Genomic DNA, 18,796 nt, shown 5'->3' with positions numbered 1-18,796 from the left:
TCACCGCGGCCACCTCCCGTCGCCGCGGTCCACGGGCCGGCGCCGGCCGTCGGCGGCGAGGGCCGCGTCGGCGGCGGCGTGGCCGCTGCGCACGGCCCCTTCCATGGTGGCGGGCCAGCCGGTGGCCGTCCACGCGCCGGCCAGCAGCAGGCCGGGGACGGCGGTGCGCGGGCCGGGGCGCAGCGCGGCCGTGCCCGGGGCCGGGTCGAAGGTGGCGGTGCGCTCCCTGGTGACGAAGAAGTCCAGCACCTCGGCCCCGCCGGCGGCGGGCAGCAGCCGGGCCAGTTCCGGCAGGTAGCGGCGGCGCAGCTCGGCCACCGGCAGGTCGATCTCGTCCTGCACGGCGGACTGCGACAGCGCCAGGTACTGGGCGCCGGGGTGGGCCGCGCCGAGCGCGGTCGCGGCCAGGCCGGAGTGCGCGGTGCGGTCGAAGACCCACTGGACGGGTGAGCCGAGCGCGGCGAAGAACGGCCGCCGCAGCACCCGGCGGTCGTAGATCACGTGCACGTTGAGGATCGGCGCGGTGCCGAACCCGGCGAGCCGGTCCTGTCCGGCGATCGCGTCCGGCGGCAGCAGGGCCGCCGCGGTGTCCTGCGCGCCGGCCAGCACCACGGTGTCGGCGGCGAGCGGCTCGTCGACACCCTCCAGCCGGACGGCGTGCTGCGGGACGGCGGGCTTGAGCTCGCTCACCCGGGCGCGCAGCAGGACCTTCACGCCGGCGCGCTCCAGTTCGGCGAGCGCCCGGTCGTGGTGGATCGCGCCGAGCGGGACGGCGGCGGTGCCGATGTCGGAGGCCCCGGGGTCGGAGAGCAGCCCGGTCTTGAACACCATGGCGGCGAGCGCCAGCGACACCTGGTCGGCCCGGGCGTTCAGGGTGGCCACGCCGACCAGGTCCCACAGCGCGGCGAGGGTGCGCTCGTTCTGGCCCTGGCTGCGCAGCCAGTCGCCGAAGGAGACGGCGTCCAGCGCCGGGTCGGCGAGGTCGAGGCGGCGCAGCGCGAGGGCGCCGCGGACCACCCGGGCCCGGTCGGCCGGGCCCAGGTGCGGGTAGCGGGCCAGGCTGCCGGCCAGGTGCAGCGGCACCGGCAGCCCGGCGCGCGACAGCCGGCCCAGGGTGCGCACCGGTGCCCCGGCGGGCCCGGAGACGCCCAGCACGGGCACGTCCAGGCGGTCCTGGAGGTGCACCAGCCGGTTGGCGCCGAGCCGCTCCAGCAGGCCCCGGTAGGCGGTGCAGCAGCGCAGGTAGACGTGCTGGCCGTTGTCGACGGTCAGCTCGCCGCGCTGGAAGGAGAAGGCCAGGCCGCCCAGCCGGGGGCGGCCCTCGGCGAGGGTGACCCGGTGGCCGGCCTCGGCCAGCCGCAGTGCGGCGGTGATGCCCGCGAGGCCGCCGCCGACCACGACGGCGGCCGGGCGCGCGGCGTCGGCTCGCCCGGTCATCGGCTCTCCCCCTCGCGTCCCGCGCCCGGTCCGGTCGTGGCCGGAGCGCCCGTGGTCAATGCGGTCGGACCCGGGACCAGTGCGGTCGGATCCGGCACAGCCGTCAACAGGGCTCTACCCAAAAGTGATTCCCCGCTGACACAGCGTGACAGAACTGTGGCAAGAATCAAGAACGCCCCCCGGCGAGCCCGGAAAGCGCCACATACGCCTTCTCCCAGCCCGGCAGCGACACCCGGCCGCGCAGCACCGACTCCGGGTCGGCGGCGATCCGGCCGAGCAGCCGGTGGTAGATGCCGGCCATCGCGGCGGTGCAGGCCCGGCTGCGACGGTCGAGCATCGGCAGCAGCCGCAGGCCCTCCTCGAAGGCCGCCTGGGCGCGGGCCGCCTCGAAGGCGATCAGCCCGGTGAAGTCGGCGCCGACCGGCGGGCGGGGCCGGGCGAAGCCCTCCTGGCAGCCGAACCGGACGAGGTCCTCGGTCGGCAGGTAGGTGCGGCCGTTCAGGGCGTCCTCGCGCAGGTCGCGCAGGATGTTGGTGAGCTGGAGCGCCAGGCCGAGGGTGTCCGCGTAACGGGCGCCGCGCTCGGGGTCGTCGCAGCCGTAGACGCCGAGCGAGAGCCGCCCGATCGCCCCGGCCACGCACCGGCAGTAGACCTTGAGCTCCTCGTACGTCTGGTACTCGGCGCCCTTGAGGTCCATCTCGACCCCGTCGATCAGCTCGTCGAAGCCGCCGAGCGGGATCGGGAACCGCCGGGCCGCGTCCGCCAGCGCGACCTTGATCGGGTCGGTGTCGTCCTCGGCGACGGAGCCCGCCCGGACCTCGTCCAGCAGCTCGCGGGTGCGCAGCAGGGCCTCGGCCTTGCGGTCGTCCGGGAGGTCGCCGTCGCCGATGTCGTCCACCCGGCGCGCGAGCGCGTACAGGGCCGACATGGCCAGCCGCTTCGGCTCCGGCAGCAACCTGATGCCGTAGCTGAAGTTGCGGGCCTGCAGCCCCGTCACTGCCTCGCAGTACCGGTACGCCGCCATGACCGGCGCAGACGCCAGTGGTGATGCCGCCACTCGGGCGTTCACCTTCCCTTCGCGAAGATGGCCGCCGCCTTCGCTGCGAGGCGGCGCTTGTCCGGCTTCGCCTGCTGGGCGAGAACGTCGTACCCGGCGTCCTCGACGGCCGCCAGGGCCGCGTAACCGCCCGCGGTGAATCCCGCCAGGAGCAGTCGAAGCCTCCCCCGAACCGTACCTACCAATGGCGCACCGCGGTCGAGCAGGGTGCGGGCACGGTCCACCTGGAAGGAGATCAGCCGGCGCACGGCGGGGCCGGCGCACGGCGCGGCGAGGTCCTGCTCGGTGACGCCGAACCGTTCGAGGTCCTCGGCGGGCAGGTAGATCCGGCCGCGGGCGAGGTCCTCGGCGACGTCCTGGAGGTGCTCGACGATCTGCAGGGCGGTGCAGACCGCGTCGGACATCGCGATCCGCTCGGGGGTGGAGACGCCGGCGATCGCCAGCACCAGGCGGCCGACCGGGTCGGCGGAGAGCGTGCAGTAGCCGAGCAGGTCGTCGTAGGTGGCGTAGCGGTCGGTGGTCTGGTCGACCCGGTTGGCCTGGATCAGCCGGCGGAACGGCTCCGGGGTGAGGCCGTGCCGGTCGACCAGCGGGACCAGCGGGCGCATCAGCGGGTGGCGGGGGGCCTCGGCCGCCGCGGAGGGGGCGAGGGCGGTCTCGAAGACCCGGTCGAGGTCGCGCTCCAGGCCGTCCAGCAGGGCGAGCCGGAAGGCGGTCTCCGCGGGGCCGGGCCGGTGCGGGCCGTCGGGGACGGCGCCGGAGGCCGGGGGCGGGGAGGGCGCGCCGAGCAGTGCGGCGGTGCCGGCCGGGTCGGCGAGGTCGCCGTCTCCGGCGTCGTCGACCAGCCGGGCGAAGCCGTAGACCGTCATGAGGTCGTCGCGCCACGCGGCGGGCAGGAAGAACGGGGCGACCGGGAAGTTCTCCGCGTCCGCCTTGGCGAGGGTCGCCGCTCCCGCGGCACTCTCCGCCGGGTGGCCGTCCCCGGTCGGGGAATCACTGTTGGGCTGGGCCGAAGCCGACACTGCTGTCACTCCCCCGTTCTACACCGCTCCGGTGACCGGCCCGAGTCGGACACGCGTCCGATCACGGGAGTCACGTCCGGCACACCACCCCCGCGCCTACAGACTCGCACCAACGTCCGCGCCGGAGAAGAGCGCCTCGCCCGGCGCACGGGGCGCTCACCCGGGCGGCGGCGGGCCACCCGGGGCACGGCGGGCGGGCCGGGGGCGCACGAACGGCGGGGCCGGTCCCGGACGTCCTCCGGAACCGGCCCCGCCGCACGGTCCTGCGCGCCGCCGCGCCGCGTTACGGGCGCTCGCCGCGCTCGTAACGGCGGACGACCTCCTCGGTCGGCCCGTCCATGATCAGCTCGCCGGCCTCGATCCAGATGGTCCGCTCACAGGTCTCGCGGATCGACGCGTTGTCGTGGCTGACCAGGAAGACCGTACCGGCCTCCTCGCGCAGCTCCGTGATCCGCTTCTTGCTGCGCTTCTGGAAGGCCTGGTCGCCGGTGGCCAGCGCCTCGTCGATGAGCAGCACGTCGTGGGTCTTGGCCGCCGCGATCGCGAAGCGCAGGCGCGCGCCCATGCCGGAGGAGTAGGTGCGCATCGGCAGCGAGATGAAGTCGCCCTTCTCGTTGATGCCCGAGAAGTCGACGATGTCCTGGTAGCGGCCCCGCACGTCGGCCGGCGACATCCCCATGGCCAGGCAGCCGAGGACGACGTTGCGCTCGCCGGTCAGCTCGTTCATCAGCGCGGCGTTGACGCCGAGCAGCGAGGGCTGGCCGTTGGTGTAGATGCCGCCCTTCTCGGTCGGCAGCAGGCCGGCGATGGCCGCCAGCATGGTGGACTTGCCGGAGCCGTTGGAGCCGATCAGGCCGATCGCCTCGCCCCGGTAGGCGGTGAAGCTGACGCCCTTCACCGCGCGCACCTCGCGCACGCCGGAGGCGCGCTTGCGGCTGATGATCCGGCTGAGCGCCGAGGTGGCGCTGCCCTTGCCGGAGCCGGCGCCGTGCACCCGGTAGGTGATGTGCACGTCGTCGCAGATGACGGTGGGCTCGCGGGCGACGTCCGCGTCGAACAGCTTGCGGCGCGGGGCGGCGTCCTTCAGGCCCTTGGTCAGGTCGGTCCCCCGCACGTCGGTGTCAGCCACGGCCGTATTCCTCCTCAGCCTTCCAGAAGAAGACGTATCCGATGACCAGCATGCCCACACCCCAGGCGATCCCGTACTTCCACTGGTGCGGCGGGAACTCCAGGAACTGCGCCTGGTGCTTGTTGTAGATGACCGGGGCGAGGGCGTGGCGGACCAGGTCGATGTAGACCGAGGCCGGGTTGAGCTCCATCACCTTCTGCCAGAACTCCGGCCACTCCTTGATCTTGTCCGTGATGCTGTACATGACACCGGACAGGAACAGCCAGGCGCGCATCGCGAACGGGATCAGCTGGGAGATGTCGCTGGTCTTGGCGCCGATCCGGGCGAAGATCAGGGCGACGCCGGTGTTGAACATCGACTGCAGCACCAGCGCGGGGACCACCAGGATCCAGGTCCGGCCGGGCTCGACGCCGTTCAGCAGCACCACCGCGAACAGCACGACCATCGAGATCAGCAGCTGCTGGAGCTGGATGACGGTGAACGCGACCGGCAGCGAGGCGCGCGGGAAATGCAGCGCCCGGATCAGCCCGAGGTTGTCCGAGATCGCCCGGGTGCCGGACTGCACGGCGTTCTGGGTGAACTGGAAGATGAAGACGCCGATGCAGAGCCAGGCGACGTAGTACGGGTTGTCGTCCTTGTTGCTCAGGATCTCGCCGAAGACCAGGTAGAACACCGCGCAGTTCAGCAGCGGCGTCACGACCTGCCAGATCTGGCCGAGCTTGGCGTCGGTGTACTGGGCCACCAGGCGCGCCGTGGCGAAGGCCCAGATGAAGTGGCGGCGGGCCCAGAGCTGCTTGCTGTAGGCGAACAGGCCGGGCCGTCTGCCGCTCACCGTCAGGCCGTACTTGTCCGCAAGCTGCTTGGGGGTCAGGCCCGCGTCCGCCCCCCTCGGGGCTGAGAGGCTGACGGGTTCACTCACTGTCGACACATTCGTCCTTCGCGCGGGATCGTCGGCACCGGGCCGGTCGACGGGGGTCCGCCGGCCTTGCGCCGCTGGGGATCCACTCGGATATCGGGGGGAGTGCGGCCGGTGTGTGGTCACCGGCCATGACGGCCGTCCTACCGCACGGTCGTCGGACTGATCAGATGACCGGCGGTCGGCCCAGCCGGGTCAGGCGCCACACGGTACGCCATCGCATGGGCCGCCGCGCACCGCAGGGTTCGCGCCAGCCCGCCTTGAACCCGCCCAGCCAGGCCTTGAGCGCCTCCGGGGAGGGCCGGCGGGCCAGCGTGAGCAGGAACCAGGTTCCCAGGTATAGAGGCGCCAACAGGGCCGGAAGGTTCCGCCTCGCGAGCCAAACCCTGTTCCGGGCCACATTGTGGAAGTACGTGGCGTGCCGCGCGGGCGAGGTGGTGGGGTGGTGGAGCACCACGTCGGCGCGGTAGTCGATGGACCATCCGGCGTCCAGCGCGCGCCAGGCGAGGTCGGTCTCCTCGTGCGCGTAGAAGAACTCGGCGGGCAGCTGGCCGGCGTTCTCGAACACCGCGCAGCGCACCGCGCTCGCCCCGCCGAGGAAGGTGGTCACCCGGGAGGAGCGCAGCGGGTCGCTGGCGCGCAGCCGGGGCACGTGGCGGCGCTGGGTGGCGCCGGTGTCCGGGTCGGCGATCCGGAAGCTCACGATGCCGAGCTCCGGGTCGGCGGTGAAGGCCTCGCGCAGCAGCCGGGCCGCGTCGGTGCCGGGCAGCCGGCCGTCGTCGTCCAGGAACAGCACCGCGTCGACGTCCCGGCCGTTGGGGCCGAACAGCTCGATGCCGACGTTGCGCCCGCCGGGGATGCCGAGGTTCTCGGGCAGCTCGACGGTGCGCACGCCCTCCGGGAGCGGGGGCATCGGGACGCCCTGGGCGACCACGGCCAGCTCGACGGGCGGGCCCTGCTGGGCGCGGACCGACTCGATCAGCGCGGTCAGCTCGGCCGGGCGGTTGCCCATGGTGATGATCACCGCGCCGAGCCGGAAGGCGTCGGCGCCGGTGCCCCCCGCGGCCTCGGTTCCGGTCCCCTGCACGTCGCTCCCCTGCACGTCGCTCCCGTTCACGCTGCTCCCCTTCACCCGGCTCACCTGAGCCTGCTCGACAGGACGATGCTCAGCAGGTGCAGCACGGTCTGCAGCATGGCGATCGCGGCCAGCACGACGACGGCGATCCGGGTGAAGAACAGTCCCCCGTGGAGGACGTCGGCGACGCCCGCGGCCAGGATGAACAGCGAGGCCTCGACCGCGCCGACCAGCCGGTGGAACTTGAGGAGCGAGGCCGCCCGGCGGGCCCTGGCGACGCCGGCCGAGCGCGGCACCGAGGCGCTGTCCTCGACCGCCGTCATCCCGCTGCGGGCGCGGGCGACGTCGACCAGGTCGGTCTCCGACTTGATCAGGATCGCGCCGAGCGCGGCCAGCGTGCCGAGGAAGGCCCACTCCCACTGCGCGGCGGAGCCCTCGCGGTGGAGCAGGTCGGTGGCGCGCAGGCCGAGGCCGGTCAGCAGGGCCGCCTCGGACATGTAGTGGCCGACCCGGTCCAGGTAGACGCCGGTGAGCGAGGTCTGCCGGCGCCAGCGGGCCACCTCGCCGTCCACGCAGTCCAGCAGCAGGTACACCTGGATCAGCAGGGCCGCCAGCACGGCGCCCGCGATCCCCGGGACGACCAGCGCGGCGCCGGCCAGGATGCCGGTGACCATCATCAGGTAGGTCAGGCCGTTGGGCGTGATCGCCGTCACGGTGGACAGCACCCGGGTGATCCGCAGCGAGATCTTCCGCATGTAGAGCCGGCCGGCCCAGTGCTCGGCGCTGCGGCGCTGGAGCATGCCCTCCGGGTGGATCACCGCGCGCAGTTCCTCGATCGAGGGCCGGCGGGTCAGGTCCACCGGCGGCGGCGCGGCCCCCGCGGCGGAGCGGTCAGCTGTTGACGGCTTGGACATAGTCGGCGTACGCGTCCCTGATTGCGGAAGGGGAGAGGTCGAGGTGCTCAAGGATGGTGAAGCGGCCCGGCCGGGTGTTCGGAGCGTAGTGCACCGCCTCGGTGAACTCCGCCTCGGTGAAGCCGATCTGAGCGGCGGTCACCGGCAGCCCGTGGTGCGCCAGGCGCTCCACGATCAGGCCGGTCAGCTCACGCTCGCCCCGCAGGAAGCTGGCGAAGGCGGCGCCGAGGCCGACCTGCTCGCCGTGCTGGGCGGACCGCTTGGGATACAGCACGTCCAGGGCATGCGAGATCTCGTGGCAGGCGCCCGACGAGGGCCGGGTGCTGCCCGCGATGTTCATCGCGATGCCGGACAGTACCAGTGCCTCCGCGAGGGCCGTCAGGAAGCCCCGGTCCTGGAGGTTCCCCGGGTGGCGCAGCAGGTTCTCGCCGGCCGAGCGGGCCATCGCGACGGCCAGTCCGTCCACCGGTTCGCCGGTCTCGGCGTGCGACAGCTCCCAGTCGGCGCAGGCCGAGATGTTGGAGACGATGTCGCCGATGCCGGCCGCGACGAAGCGCGGCGGGGCGCCCAGGATCACGTCCAGGTCGATCACGATGCCGATCGGGCTGGGCACCCCGTAGGAGCCGCGCCCGCCGACGTTGTCCAGGGTGGAGACGGGCGAGCAGATGCCGTCGTGGGCCAGGTTGGTGGGGACGGAGACCAGCGGCAGGCCGATCCGCGCGGCGGCGTACTTGGCCACGTCGATGATCTTGCCGCCGCCCAGGGCGACGACGGTGTCGTAGTGGCCGCCGTGCACCCCGCCGCGGATCTCGTCCGCCAGCCGGACCGCGCTGTCGAGGCTGCCGTCCTCGACGCTGTACCAGTCGGCACCGGGCAGCGCAGGCTCCAGCCGGGCGCGCAGCACCGAGCCCGAGCCGTTGCTGATCGCCACCGCGATCCGGCCCGAGGCGGACACCCGCTGGTCGGCGAGGATGCCGCCGAGGGAGTCCAGCGCGCCCGGGCGGATCTCCACGAAGACCGGCGAGGGCACCAGCCGGGTCAGTACTGGCACGCGATCTCCCGCGCCTTCGCCAGGTCGTCGTGGTTGTCGACCTCGACCCAGGAGACCTCGCCGATCGGCTGGACGTCGATCCGCAGGCCGCGGTCGACCATCTCCTGGTAGCCGTCCTCGTAGTACAGCTGCGGGTCGCGCTCGTAGGTGGCGCGCAGCGCGTCGGCGAGGTCGGCGGCGGCGGACGGGTTGATCACGGTGACGCCGATGTACTCGCCGGTGGCCTCGGTCGGGTCCATCAGCTTGGTGATGCGGCGCATGCCGGCGGTCGGGTGGACGACCACCTTCATCTCCTCGTCGGCGAGGCGCTTGACCGTGTCGAGGGCGAGCAGGATGCCGGGCTCGCGGCCCTCGGCGGCCAGCCGGGCGTTGGCCTCCAGCATGGTGCGCTGGACCGAGACCGGGTGGACGGTGTCGCCGTTGGCGAGCAGCAGGCCCTCGGTGAAGAGGTCACGGGCGCACCAGAGGGAGTAGGCGTTGTTCCACTCCTCGGCCTTGTCGTTCTCGACCAGGGTGAGCCGGACCCCGTACTTCCGCTCCAGGGCCTCCTTGCGCTCCTCCACCGCCTCCTTGCGGTAGCCGACGACGATCGCCGCCTCGCGCAGGCCGACCTCGGCGAAGTTGCCGAGGGTGAGGTCCAGGACGGTCCGCTCCCCGTCGACCGGCACCAGCGCCTTGGGCAGGGTGTCGGTGTACGGGCGCAGTCGGCGGCCTGCGCCGGCTGCCAGAACGAGGCCGATCATGCGGGGTCTCCTGATCCGTCGTGCGGTGCGCGGCCGCGCGCGGCTACCGGGAGTCTCCGGGTGACCGGCGATGGCGCGCCGGGGCCGCCGAGATGCGGCCGCGGTGTCCTATGTGATGGTAGGCGACCATGACCACCGGCCCGAACGCGGCCGGAGCGTCGAACACCGATCGAACACATTCCGAACATCTCTACTATTACGGCGCCCCTCCCCCGCCACCTGACGCCCCCGTGCCGACCGGTTGTGCGTGGGACCCCTGCGCGGTGCCACCCGTACGGCAGACTGGGGCGCGACGCCACCGGTGCGAGCCGTGGTTGCTCCCCGTGCTCCCGAAGTGCTCCCGAAGCTGCCGAAAGAGGCCTCATGCCCCAGAGTCTGCCGACCGACCACCCGACCCACCTCGACCCGGAGGCCGGTCCCGGCGCCGACGCCGGCCGGGGGACCGGCCTCGACACCGGCTCGGACAGGGGGCTGGACACCGGGCTGGACACCGGCCTCGACGTCGAGACGGACGTGGACGGCGGCGCGGGGTCCGCCGGGGCGCCGCAGGAGATCCTGCTGGAGCTGGTGGACGACGAGGGTGTGACGATCGGCACCGCGGAGAAGCTCTGGGCCCACCAGCAGCCCGGCCGGCTGCACCGGGCGTTCTCGGTCTTCCTCTTCGACCGGCAGGGCCGGATGCTGCTCCAGCGCCGGGCGCTCGGCAAGTACCACTCGCCCGGCGTCTGGTCGAACACCTGCTGCGGCCACCCCTACCCCGACGAGCCGCCGTTCGTGGCCGCCGCCCGGCGCACCGCGGAGGAGCTGGGCGTCGCCCCGGCGCTGCTCTGCGAGGCGGGCACGGTCCGCTACGACCTGCCGGACGAGACCTCCGGGCTGATCGAGCGGGAGTGGAACCACCTGTTCGTGGGCCTGGTCACCGCGCCGGTGCGGCCCAACCCGGACGAGGTGGACGACTACGCCTTCGTGACCGCCGAGGAACTGCGCGCGCTGGAGGCGGAGCGGCCGTTCTCGGTGTGGTTCCGGACCGTCTTCGAGGCCGCCCTGCCCGGCATCCGCGAGATCGCCGGGAGCTCCTGGTAGTCCGTCCGGCACGCCCGGTGCGTCCGGTGTGTCCGGCACGCCCGGTGCGCCCGCCGTGCCGCCGGTCCGCCCGCGGTCAGCCATGCTCCCCCCGGGGGAGCGGCAGCGAGGCCCAGATCACCTTGCCGCCCTCCCCCGCCTTCTCCACGTCGCAGACCCCGCCGGCCTGCAGCGTGACGCTCTTCACCAGCAGCAGCCCCCGCCCGCCGGTCTGACCCGCGTCGGCCGCCAGCGCCTTCGGCCGGTACGGGTCGCCGTCCTCGACGGAGACCCGTACCCAGCCCCCGCGCACCGTCAGCTCGGTGGTCACCTCCGGCGACAGCTCGGCGGCGTGCGTCACCGCGTTGCCGACCAGCTCCGAGACGATCAGCAGCAGGTCGTCCACCAGTTCCTGGTAGCGGTTCTCCGCCAGCCCCTGGGCCAGCAGCCGGTCGCGCACCGCGTGCCGGGTGCGCGGCACCGAGGCCTGCACGGCCGGCACGGTGAACCGCCAGACCCCCTCGACGGGGCCGCCCCGTGCCGCCGCCTCTTCCTCGCTGATCCGCTCCACGTCCAGCCGCCCTTCGTCCGCGACCCGGGAATCAGGCGTTCCGCTCATGGCGCCCTCGGTGCACAGAGGCTAGGAGAGCCGCCACCGGGCCCGGGGCACCGTCGACAAGTTGCCCGTGTCGGACCGCCCCCGCCCGTTCCCGACCGTTCACCGTCCGCAACCCGACCGCTAACCGCCGTCGAACCACCGCTTCGCGCACATCTGCGATCCATCCCCGCGACCCCCACCATCCCCACCGGGGAAACGCAGGTGAGAAGCACTCCGAAACCCTGGTAATGTTCTCTCTGTCGCCGAGGGGGCGAGCAAAAACCCCCGAAGCACACACCCCGTCCGGGTGGCGGAATGGCAGACGCGCTAGCTTGAGGTGCTAGTGCCCTTTATCGGGCGTGGGGGTTCAAGTCCCCCCTCGGACACCATGGATTCCCCGTGGGAACTCGAAAGAGATCCCACGGGGAATTTTCTTTTCCCCGCCCTTTCCAGGACCTCCTTTCGGATCCTCCTTTCGGGCCCGCCGGACCTCCCGTCGGCCTACTCCCGGGGAGTGATGGTTCGGGCACGAGATGACAACGATCGGGTGTTTTGGGTCGCATTTGAGGGTCATTTGAGGTTTCGCCCGATTTGGCCGTTTAGGCTGTCTCCGTTTGTCCGGAAAACCGAGTGACATGATGAGACAGAGGACCGATACGGTGAGTGAACCCGAGTCGACGACGGCATCACACCAGCACTACCGCCGCTCGCTCGGCACGATCAGCCTCACCGCGGTGGGGCTGGGGTCGATCATCGGGTCGGGGTGGCTCTTCGGGGCCGAGCGGGCGGCGCGGCTGGCCGGGCCGGCGTCGATCGTCGCCTGGGTGATCGGGGCGGCCGTCGCCCTGACCATCGCGCTCACCTACAGCGAGCTGGGGTCGATGTTCCCCAAGGCCGGCGGCATGGTCCGGTACGGGCAGTACTCGCACGGGTCGCTGGCCGGGTACCTGGCCGCCTGGGCCAACTGGATCGCCATCGTCTCGGTGATCCCCGGCGAGGCGACCGCCTCGGTGCAGTACATGAGCTCCTGGGACTTCGACTGGGCCAAGGGGCTGTACGACGGGCGGGAGCTGTCCGTCAGCGGTGTGGCGCTGGCCAGTGTGCTGCTGCTGGTGTACTTCGCGCTGAACTGGTTCGCGATCACGCTGTTCGCCAAGACCAACACCGCGATCACCGTGTTCAAGGTGGTCGTCCCCACCCTCACCGCCGGCGCCCTGCTGTTCGCGCACTTCGACACCTCGCACTTCACCGACCACGGCGGCTTCGCCCCGAACGGCTGGAGCGCGGTGTTCACGGCGGTGGCCGTCTCCGGCATCGTGTGGGCGTTCAACGGCTTCCAGTCCCCGCTCAACCTGGCCGGCGAGGCCCGCAACCCCGGCAAGTCGCTGCCCAAGGCGGTGATCGGCTCGATCCTGATCGCCCTGGTGATCTACGTCGCGCTGCAGATCGCCTTCCTCGGCGCCGTCCCGACCGCCGACCTCGCCAACGGCTGGAGCGGCCTCGGCTACACCTCGCCGCTCGCCGACCTGGCCATCGCCTGGGGCCTGAACTGGCTCGCGCTGCTGCTGTACGCGGACGCCTTCGTCTCCCCCAGCGGCACCGGCATGATCTACGCCGCCACCACCTCCCGGATGATCCACGGCGTCCAGGAGAACGGCCACCTGCCGGCCGTCTTCGGCAAGGTCGACCGCAGGACCGGCATCCCGCGCCCGGCGCTGGTGCTCAACCTGGTCGTCGCCTTCGGCTTCCTCGCGGTCTTCCGCGGCTGGGGCTCGCTCGCCGAGATCGTCTCGGTGGCCACCGTGATCTCCTACATCACCGGCCCGGTCGCCGTGATGGCGCTGCGCCGCCTGGCGCCCGAGCTGCCGCGCCCGGTGCGGCTGCGCGCGATGCCGGTGATCGCCCCGGTCGCCATGGTGTTCGGCTCGCTGGTGCTCTACTGGGCCCGCTGGCCGCTCACCGGCAAGGTCATCCTGCTGATGGCGGCCGGCCTGCCGATCTGGGCCTTCTACGAGCTGCGCAAGCCGTTCGCCGAGCTGAAGCCGCACCTCAAGGCGGGCGCCTGGATGGTCGCCTACCTCTTCGTGATGGCCGGCGTCTCCTGGGCCGGCTCCGCCGACTTCGGCGGCCACGGCTACCTGCCGGAGGGCTGGGACCTCCTCGTCGTCACCGTGATCGCCCTGGCCTTCTACGCCTGGGGCGTCCGCAGCGCCTGGGCCAACCCCAGCCTGGCCGCCGTCAAGCGCGAACTGCTGGAGACCGACGGGGCGCCGGTTCCCGACCGGGAGAGCGCCGCGGTTCCCCAGGCCTGACCGCCGCCGTACATGCGAAAGCGCCGACCGGAGGACGTCCGGTCGGCGCTTTCGCATGTACGCGTTGGGGGGGAGGCGTACGTATTTCGTTGGTCAGGGGGCAATAGTTTCATCATCTTCCATTCAGCTGGGAGCGGCTGCCAGCATCGGCGGACCGTCACCGCCCGAGGGAGATGCCGATGAACCGCCCCCGTCCTCTGCGTTGTCTGGCCGCGCTGGCGCTGGTGGCCCTGGCCGCCACCGCCTGCGGGCGTTCCGACCAGGGTTCGGCCGCCGCACCGGGTGCGGCCGCCGGGGACACCGCCGGAAAGAGCTCGGCCGAGCTGCTGCCGGGCAAGTACAAGCAGGCCGGCGTGCTGAGAGTGGCGACCGCCGTAGGGTACCCGCCGATGGAGATGTACAAGCCGGGCACCACCGAGCTGACCGGGGTCGACCCGGACCTCGCCGCGGCGGTCGCGGCCAAGCTCGGGCTGAAGCTGGAGATGACCAACGCCTCGTTCGACGGGCTGATCCCGGGCCTCCAGGCCGGCCGGTTCGACCTGGTGATGTCCTCGATGACCGACAGCGAGCAGCGCCGCCAGGCCATTGACTTCGTCGACTACTTCCGCACCGGCGGGGTCGTCATGACCACCAAGGACAACCCCCAGGGCATCAAGTCCCTGGAGGACCTCTGCGGCAAGCAGGTGGTGCTCGCCAAGGGCAGCTCCAACCTGGAGATCGGCGAGCAGCAGAACACCAAGTGCGCCGAGAAGATGACCATCTCGCAGAGCGAGGACGCGCCGACCGGGCTGCTGCAGCTGGACAGCGGGCGGGCCGTCGCCACCATCGTGGACTACCCGGTGGCGCAGATGTTCGCCCAGAAGAACACCGCCTACCAGGTGCTGCCCGAGCAGTACGGGACCGCGCCGTGGGGCATCGGGGTGGCGAAGAAGGAGAGCGGGCTGCGCGACGCGGTGCAGCGGGCGCTCCAGGAGCTGATCGACTCGGGCGAGTACCGCACGGTGCTCGACAAGTACGAGGTCGGCGGCAGCGCGGTCACCAAGGCCACCGTCAACACGGTCGGGCAGTGAGCACGGTGACGGGCGACGGCATGAGAGGCGCCACGGCGATCGCCACCGTGGCGAAGGCCGCCGAGGAGGACCTCGCGCTGCGGATCACCGGGCGGCCCCGGCCCGCGCGGTGGGCGGCCGTGCTGGTGGCCGCGTTCGTGGCGGTCTGGCTGGCGTACACCGTCATCGTCAACCCCAACCTGCACTGGGACGTCATCGCGAAGTACCAGTTCGACGGGGTGATCCTGGAAGGCCTGTGGGTCACCGTCCAGCTGACCCTGATCTCGCAGGTGGTCGGCATCGTGATCGGCGTGCTGGCGGCGGTGATGCAGCTGTCGGACAGCCCGGTGCTGCGGGCCACGTCCGGCGCGTACACCTGGTTCTTCCGCGGCACGCCGCTGCTGGTGCAGCTGATCTTCTGGTTCAACCTCGCGCTGCTGATCCCCGAGATCTCCATCGGCATCCCGTTCGACGGGCCGAAGCTGGTGAGCTGGCAGACCAACGCGCTGATCACCGGCTTCGTCGCGGCGCTGCTGGGCCTGTCGATCAACGAGGGCGCCTACATGTCGGAGATCGTCCGGGCCGGCATCCAGAGCGTCGACCCCGGGCAGCGGGAGGCCGCGGCGGCCCTCGGCATGTCCAACCGGCAGATCCTCGTCCGGGTGGTGCTGCCGCAGGCGATGCGGGTGATCATCCCGCCGTTCGGGAACCAGTTCATCTCGATGCTGAAGACCACCTCGCTGGTCTCGGTCATCGCGGGCGCCGACCTGATGACGGTCTCCCAGCACCTGTACCTGGCGAACTTCGAGGTCATCGCGCTGCTGGTGGTGGCGTCGATCTGGTACCTGGTGCTGACGACCATCGCGAGCGTCGCGCAGCACGCCGTGGAGCGGAAGTTCAGCCCCGGGGCGCAGACGGCGCGCCCGGCGCTCGGGCAGCGGGTGCTGCGCAACCTGCGGCCCGGGGCGAGGAAGACGGACGTCAAGAAGAAGGGGGTGGCGAAGTGACGGTGGCGACGGACGAGGTGATCCTCTCGGCGCGCGGCGTGCGCAAGCACTTCGGCGATCTGGAGGTGCTGCGCGGGATCGACCTGGAGGTGCGCAGCGGGGAGGTGCTCTGTGTGATCGGGCCCTCCGGCTCGGGCAAGTCCACCCTGCTGCGCTGCTTCAACCACCTGGAGAAGATCGATGCCGGGCGGATCGCCGTCAACGGCGAGCTGATCGGCTACGAGCCGGCCGGCTCCGGCGGGACCACGCTGCGCGAGCGGCGGCCCAAGGACATCCAGCGCCAGCGCGAGCGGATCGGCATGGTGTTCCAGCGCTTCCACCTCTTCCCGCACCGCACGGCGGTGCAGAACGTGATGGAGGGGCCGGTCGCCGTCCAGGGCCGCGGCCGGGCCGCGGCCGAGCGGCAGGCCCGCGAGCTGCTGGACCGGGTCGGCCTCGCCGACCGCGCCGACCACTACCCGGGCCAGCTCTCCGGCGGCCAGCAGCAGCGGGTCGCGATCGCCCGGGCGCTGGCCATGGAGCCGACGCTGATGCTCTTCGACGAGCCCACCTCGGCGCTCGACCCCGAACTCGTCGGGGAGGTGCTGGGCGTGATGCGCGACCTGGCCCGCAGCGGGATGACGATGATCGTCGTCACCCACGAGATGGGGTTCGCCCGCGAGGTCGCCGACCGGGTCGTCTTCATGGACCAGGGCGCGGTCGTCGAGGCCGGACGCCCGGACGAGGTGTTCACCGCCCCGCGCCACGAGCGCACCCGGGCCTTCCTGGCGACGGTGCTGTGATGGCGGGCGTGGAACTCCTGGTCCGCGGCGGCCTGCTGGTGGACGGCACCGGGGCGCCGGCGCGGCCCGCCGACCTCGCGGTGGCGGGCGGGCGGGTCACCGTGCTGGCGCCCGGGTCCGGCGCGGACGGGGCGGGCGAGCGCTCGGTGCCGGTCCTGGACGCCACCGGCCTGGTCGTCACCCCCGGGTTCATCGACGTGCACACGCACTCCGACGCGCTGGCCGCCGTCGGGGAGCCGGCCGCCGTCGGGGAGTCGGCCGCGGTCGCCGACGACAAGGACACCGCGTGGGGCGCCCTGGAGGAGCTGCGGCTCGCCCCGCTCCTCCAGGGCGTGACCACCGAGATCAGCGGCAACTGCGGCAGCAGCCTCTTTCCCTGCCTGCCCGAGCGGCTGCCGGAGCTGGCCGAGCACCTGCGGGTCACCTTCGGCATCGGCCCGGTCGGCCCCGCCGAGGACTTCGCCGCCTTCGCCGCCGCCCAGCGGCCCGAACTGCGGCGCAACCACCTCGCCTCGCTGGTCGGCCACGGCACGCTGCGCGCCGGGGTGATGGGCTTCGCCGACCGGCCGCCCCGGCCCGAGGAGCTGGACGCGATGTGCGGACTGCTCGACCGCGCCCTCGCCCAGGGCGCGGCCGGGTTCTCCACCGGCCTGATCTACCCGCCCGGCACCTACGCCGACACCGAGGAGATCGTCGCGCTGGCCCGGGTCGCGGCCCGGCACGGCAAGCCGTACGTCACCCATCTGCGGGACGAGATGTCCCAGGTGGAGAAGGCCCTGGAGGAGGCCCTGGAGATCGCCGCACGCTCCGGCGCACCGCTCCAGGTCTCCCACCACAAGACCGCGGGCCGGCACGCCTGGGGCGCCACGCTGCGCACCCTCCCCCGGCTCGAACAGGCCCGCGCGGACGGCCTGGACGTCCTGTGCGACGTCTACCCCTACACGGCGGGCAGTACGGTGCTGCACGCGATGCTGCCGCCGTGGGCCAGCGAGGGCGGGATCGGCGCGCTGCTGGAGCGGCTGCGCCGCCCTGAGGTGCGCGAGCGGATCCGGGCGGACATCGCGGGCGGGGTGGACGGCTGGGAGAACACCGTCGGCAACGGCGGCTGGGACCTGATCGCGGTCGCCGCCGCCCCGGCCCGCCGCGCGGCGGAGGGCCACCGGATCGCGGAACTCGCGGCCGCGGGCGGCGTCGACCCGGTCGACTACGTCTGCGACCTGCTGCTCGACTCACAGGGGGAGGTGACCATCATCAGCCACTCGATGCGCGAGGACGACGTCCGCCGGGTGCTGGCCAGTCCGCTGTCGATGATCGGCTCGGACGGCGTGCCCAAGCCCGGGAAGCCGCATCCGCGCTGGGCGGGCAGCTTCGCCCGGGTGCTCGGCCACTACGGCCGGGACGAGGGACTGCTGTCGCTGGAGGACGCGGTGCACAAGATGACCGGGCTGCCGGCGGCGCGGTTCCGGCTCGCCGGGCGCGGGGTGGTCCGCGACGGCGCGGTGGCGGACCTGGTGGTGCTGGACCCGGACGCCGTCCGGGACGCGGCCACCTTCGAGCAGCCGCTGCTGCCGCCGCGGGGGGTGGCGGCCGTGGTGGTCGCCGGGCAGGTCGCGGTGCGTGACGGGCGGCCGACGGACGCCCGGGCCGGAGAGGTGGTACGGGTCCGATGATCCTGGCGCAGGTGGCGGCCGCCGCGAGGTCGGCGGCCGCGCTGCCGCTGACCCTGGCGGTCGCGGCGGTGGACGTGGACGCGGACGTGGAGCTGACGGCCGGATCGGACGGGAGCGACGGGGGCGGCTCGGTCGGGGTGGACGACACGGTGGTGCTGCCGGTCGCCAGCGCGTCCAAGCTGCTGCTGCTCGCCGAGGTGGCGCGCCGGCTGGACGCCGGGGAGCTGCGGGCGGACGCGGTGGTGCCGATCGAGGACGAGGACGTGACCGGCGGCACCGGCCTGCTGCGGCGGCTCTCGCGCCCACGCGCGGGCGCTGGCGCGGGTGCGGGCGCGGGTGCGGGTGGCGGCGCGGACGGGTGCGGCTGGACGGTCGAGGACCTGGCCTGGCTGACCGCCTCGGTCAGCGACAACACGGCCACCAACGCGCTGCTGCGGACCGTCGGCCTGCCCGCCACCGAGCGGCTGGCCCGCAACCTCGGACTGGACCGGCTCACCCTGCACGACCGGGTCCGGGACGTCCGCGGGCCCGGCATTGCGCCGGTGTTCGCCACCGGGACCGCCCGGGACCTCGCGCGGCTGGTCGCGCTGGCCGTCCGGGGCGACCTGGTCACGCCCGGCGCGTCGGCGCGGCTGCTGGCGTGGATGCGCTCCAACACCGACCACGGGCTGGTGCCCGCACTGGTCCAGCACGACCCGTACGCGGAGTGCTTCCCCGGTCCGCTGCCCGGTGGGCTGCTGGTCGCCAACAAGACCGGGACCGACACCGGGGTGCGGGCCGACGCCGGGGTGCTGATCGGCACCCGGCGGGTGGCCTACGCGGTGATCGCGCACTGGGACGTGGCGCTCGGGCCGAGCACCGAGCGCGCGGCGGTGCACGCCATCCGCGAGGTCGGGCGGGCGCTCGCGGCGGGCGCGCTGCGCGGCGAGCCGGCGACCTGCGCACTGCTGCGGCAGGCGGGCGGCTGAGCGG

The 18,796-nt window shown here is 72.9% G+C and carries 17 protein-coding genes and 1 tRNA gene; 8 read left to right on the top strand and 10 right to left on the bottom strand.

The features are described from left to right. From hpnE to ACFZBX_RS07670, 9 genes are all read right to left on the bottom strand, one after another. Entirely contained in the window at window positions 1-1,437 is a 1,437-nt protein-coding gene (gene hpnE / locus ACFZBX_RS07710; protein ID WP_391532035.1) for a hydroxysqualene dehydroxylase HpnE, read from the bottom strand. 166 nt (window positions 1,438-1,603) lie between these two features. Continuing rightward, window positions 1,604-2,461, bottom strand: coding sequence for a presqualene diphosphate synthase HpnD (gene hpnD / locus ACFZBX_RS07705; protein ID WP_391532099.1), 858 nt, complete (start codon window positions 2,459-2,461; stop codon window positions 1,604-1,606). Between the two features lie 41 nt (window positions 2,462-2,502). After that, window positions 2,503-3,525: a squalene synthase HpnC gene (gene hpnC, locus ACFZBX_RS07700; RefSeq protein WP_391532034.1), complete on the bottom strand. Its 1,023-nt coding sequence runs from the start codon at window positions 3,523-3,525 to the stop codon at window positions 2,503-2,505. Between the two features lie 274 nt (window positions 3,526-3,799). Then, complete coding sequence (locus ACFZBX_RS07695; protein WP_391532098.1) at window positions 3,800-4,603, bottom strand: ABC transporter ATP-binding protein; 804 nt, start codon at window positions 4,601-4,603, stop codon at window positions 3,800-3,802. A gap of 34 nt (window positions 4,604-4,637) precedes the next feature. Next, window positions 4,638-5,573 carry an ABC transporter permease gene (locus tag ACFZBX_RS07690; protein WP_391532033.1) on the bottom strand — a complete coding sequence of 312 codons (936 nt, stop codon included), beginning with the start codon at window positions 5,571-5,573 and terminating at the stop codon, window positions 4,638-4,640. A 154-nt stretch (window positions 5,574-5,727) separates the two neighbouring features. Continuing rightward, window positions 5,728-6,573, bottom strand: a complete 846-nt coding sequence (locus ACFZBX_RS07685; RefSeq protein WP_380757893.1) for a glycosyltransferase family 2 protein — start codon at window positions 6,571-6,573, stop codon at window positions 5,728-5,730. 125 nt (window positions 6,574-6,698) lie between these two features. Then, window positions 6,699-7,436 (bottom strand): CDP-alcohol phosphatidyltransferase family protein, encoded by a 738-nt coding sequence (locus ACFZBX_RS07680; RefSeq protein ID WP_391532097.1) that lies wholly within the window; start codon window positions 7,434-7,436, stop codon window positions 6,699-6,701. Window positions 7,437-7,527: 91 nt separating this feature from the next. Next, window positions 7,528-8,601 carry an iron-containing alcohol dehydrogenase family protein gene (locus ACFZBX_RS07675; protein WP_391532032.1) on the bottom strand — a complete coding sequence of 358 codons (1,074 nt, stop codon included), beginning with the start codon at window positions 8,599-8,601 and terminating at the stop codon, window positions 7,528-7,530. Next, on the bottom strand, window positions 8,589-9,344 hold the full coding sequence (locus ACFZBX_RS07670; protein WP_391532031.1) for a sugar phosphate nucleotidyltransferase: 756 nt from the start codon (window positions 9,342-9,344) through the stop codon (window positions 8,589-8,591). The genes ACFZBX_RS07675 and ACFZBX_RS07670 overlap by 13 nt, the downstream gene beginning before the upstream one ends. A 363-nt stretch (window positions 9,345-9,707) precedes the next feature. Between ACFZBX_RS07670 and idi the strand changes: the two genes are divergently transcribed. After that, window positions 9,708-10,427 (top strand): isopentenyl-diphosphate Delta-isomerase, encoded by a 720-nt coding sequence (gene idi, locus ACFZBX_RS07665; RefSeq protein WP_391532030.1) that lies wholly within the window; start codon window positions 9,708-9,710, stop codon window positions 10,425-10,427. 76 nt (window positions 10,428-10,503) lie between these two features. On the opposite strand, the gene ACFZBX_RS07660 is transcribed toward idi, so the two are convergent. Continuing rightward, window positions 10,504-11,025, bottom strand: coding sequence for an ATP-binding protein (locus ACFZBX_RS07660; protein ID WP_380757877.1), 522 nt, complete (start codon window positions 11,023-11,025; stop codon window positions 10,504-10,506). A 280-nt stretch (window positions 11,026-11,305) separates the two neighbouring features. Here ACFZBX_RS07660 and ACFZBX_RS07655 point away from each other — a divergent pair. The 7 genes from ACFZBX_RS07655 (at window position 11,306) to ACFZBX_RS07625 (ending at window position 18,792) form a co-directional block, all read left to right on the top strand. After that, a tRNA-Leu gene (locus tag ACFZBX_RS07655) sits at window positions 11,306-11,393 on the top strand. A gap of 270 nt (window positions 11,394-11,663) precedes the next feature. Continuing rightward, on the top strand, window positions 11,664-13,316 hold the full coding sequence (locus ACFZBX_RS07650; RefSeq protein ID WP_391532029.1) for an APC family permease: 1,653 nt from the start codon (window positions 11,664-11,666) through the stop codon (window positions 13,314-13,316). Window positions 13,317-13,495: 179 nt separating this feature from the next. Further along, window positions 13,496-14,386, top strand: coding sequence for an ABC transporter substrate-binding protein (locus ACFZBX_RS07645; protein ID WP_391532028.1), 891 nt, complete (start codon window positions 13,496-13,498; stop codon window positions 14,384-14,386). Further along, window positions 14,383-15,372: an amino acid ABC transporter permease gene (locus tag ACFZBX_RS07640; protein ID WP_391532027.1), complete on the top strand. Its 990-nt coding sequence runs from the start codon at window positions 14,383-14,385 to the stop codon at window positions 15,370-15,372. The genes ACFZBX_RS07645 and ACFZBX_RS07640 overlap by 4 nt, the downstream gene beginning before the upstream one ends. Window positions 15,373-15,392: 20 nt before the next feature. Beyond that, window positions 15,393-16,154, top strand: a complete 762-nt coding sequence (locus ACFZBX_RS07635) for an amino acid ABC transporter ATP-binding protein (RefSeq protein WP_391532096.1) — start codon at window positions 15,393-15,395, stop codon at window positions 16,152-16,154. Beyond that, window positions 16,154-17,824, top strand: coding sequence for an amidohydrolase family protein (locus ACFZBX_RS07630; protein ID WP_391532026.1), 1,671 nt, complete (start codon window positions 16,154-16,156; stop codon window positions 17,822-17,824). The genes ACFZBX_RS07635 and ACFZBX_RS07630 overlap by 1 nt, the downstream gene beginning before the upstream one ends. Continuing rightward, complete coding sequence (locus ACFZBX_RS07625; protein WP_391532025.1) at window positions 17,821-18,792, top strand: serine hydrolase; 972 nt, start codon at window positions 17,821-17,823, stop codon at window positions 18,790-18,792. Before ACFZBX_RS07630 ends, ACFZBX_RS07625 begins: the two co-directional genes overlap by 4 nt. Window positions 18,793-18,796 lie beyond the last annotated feature (4 nt).

The organism is Kitasatospora sp. NPDC008115 (genome assembly GCF_042957205.1).
Taxonomy (GTDB): Bacteria; Actinomycetota; Actinomycetes; order Streptomycetales; family Streptomycetaceae; genus Kitasatospora.
The sequence above is the reverse complement of the archived record's forward strand: the minus strand, read 5'-3'. Positions and strand labels throughout refer to the sequence as shown.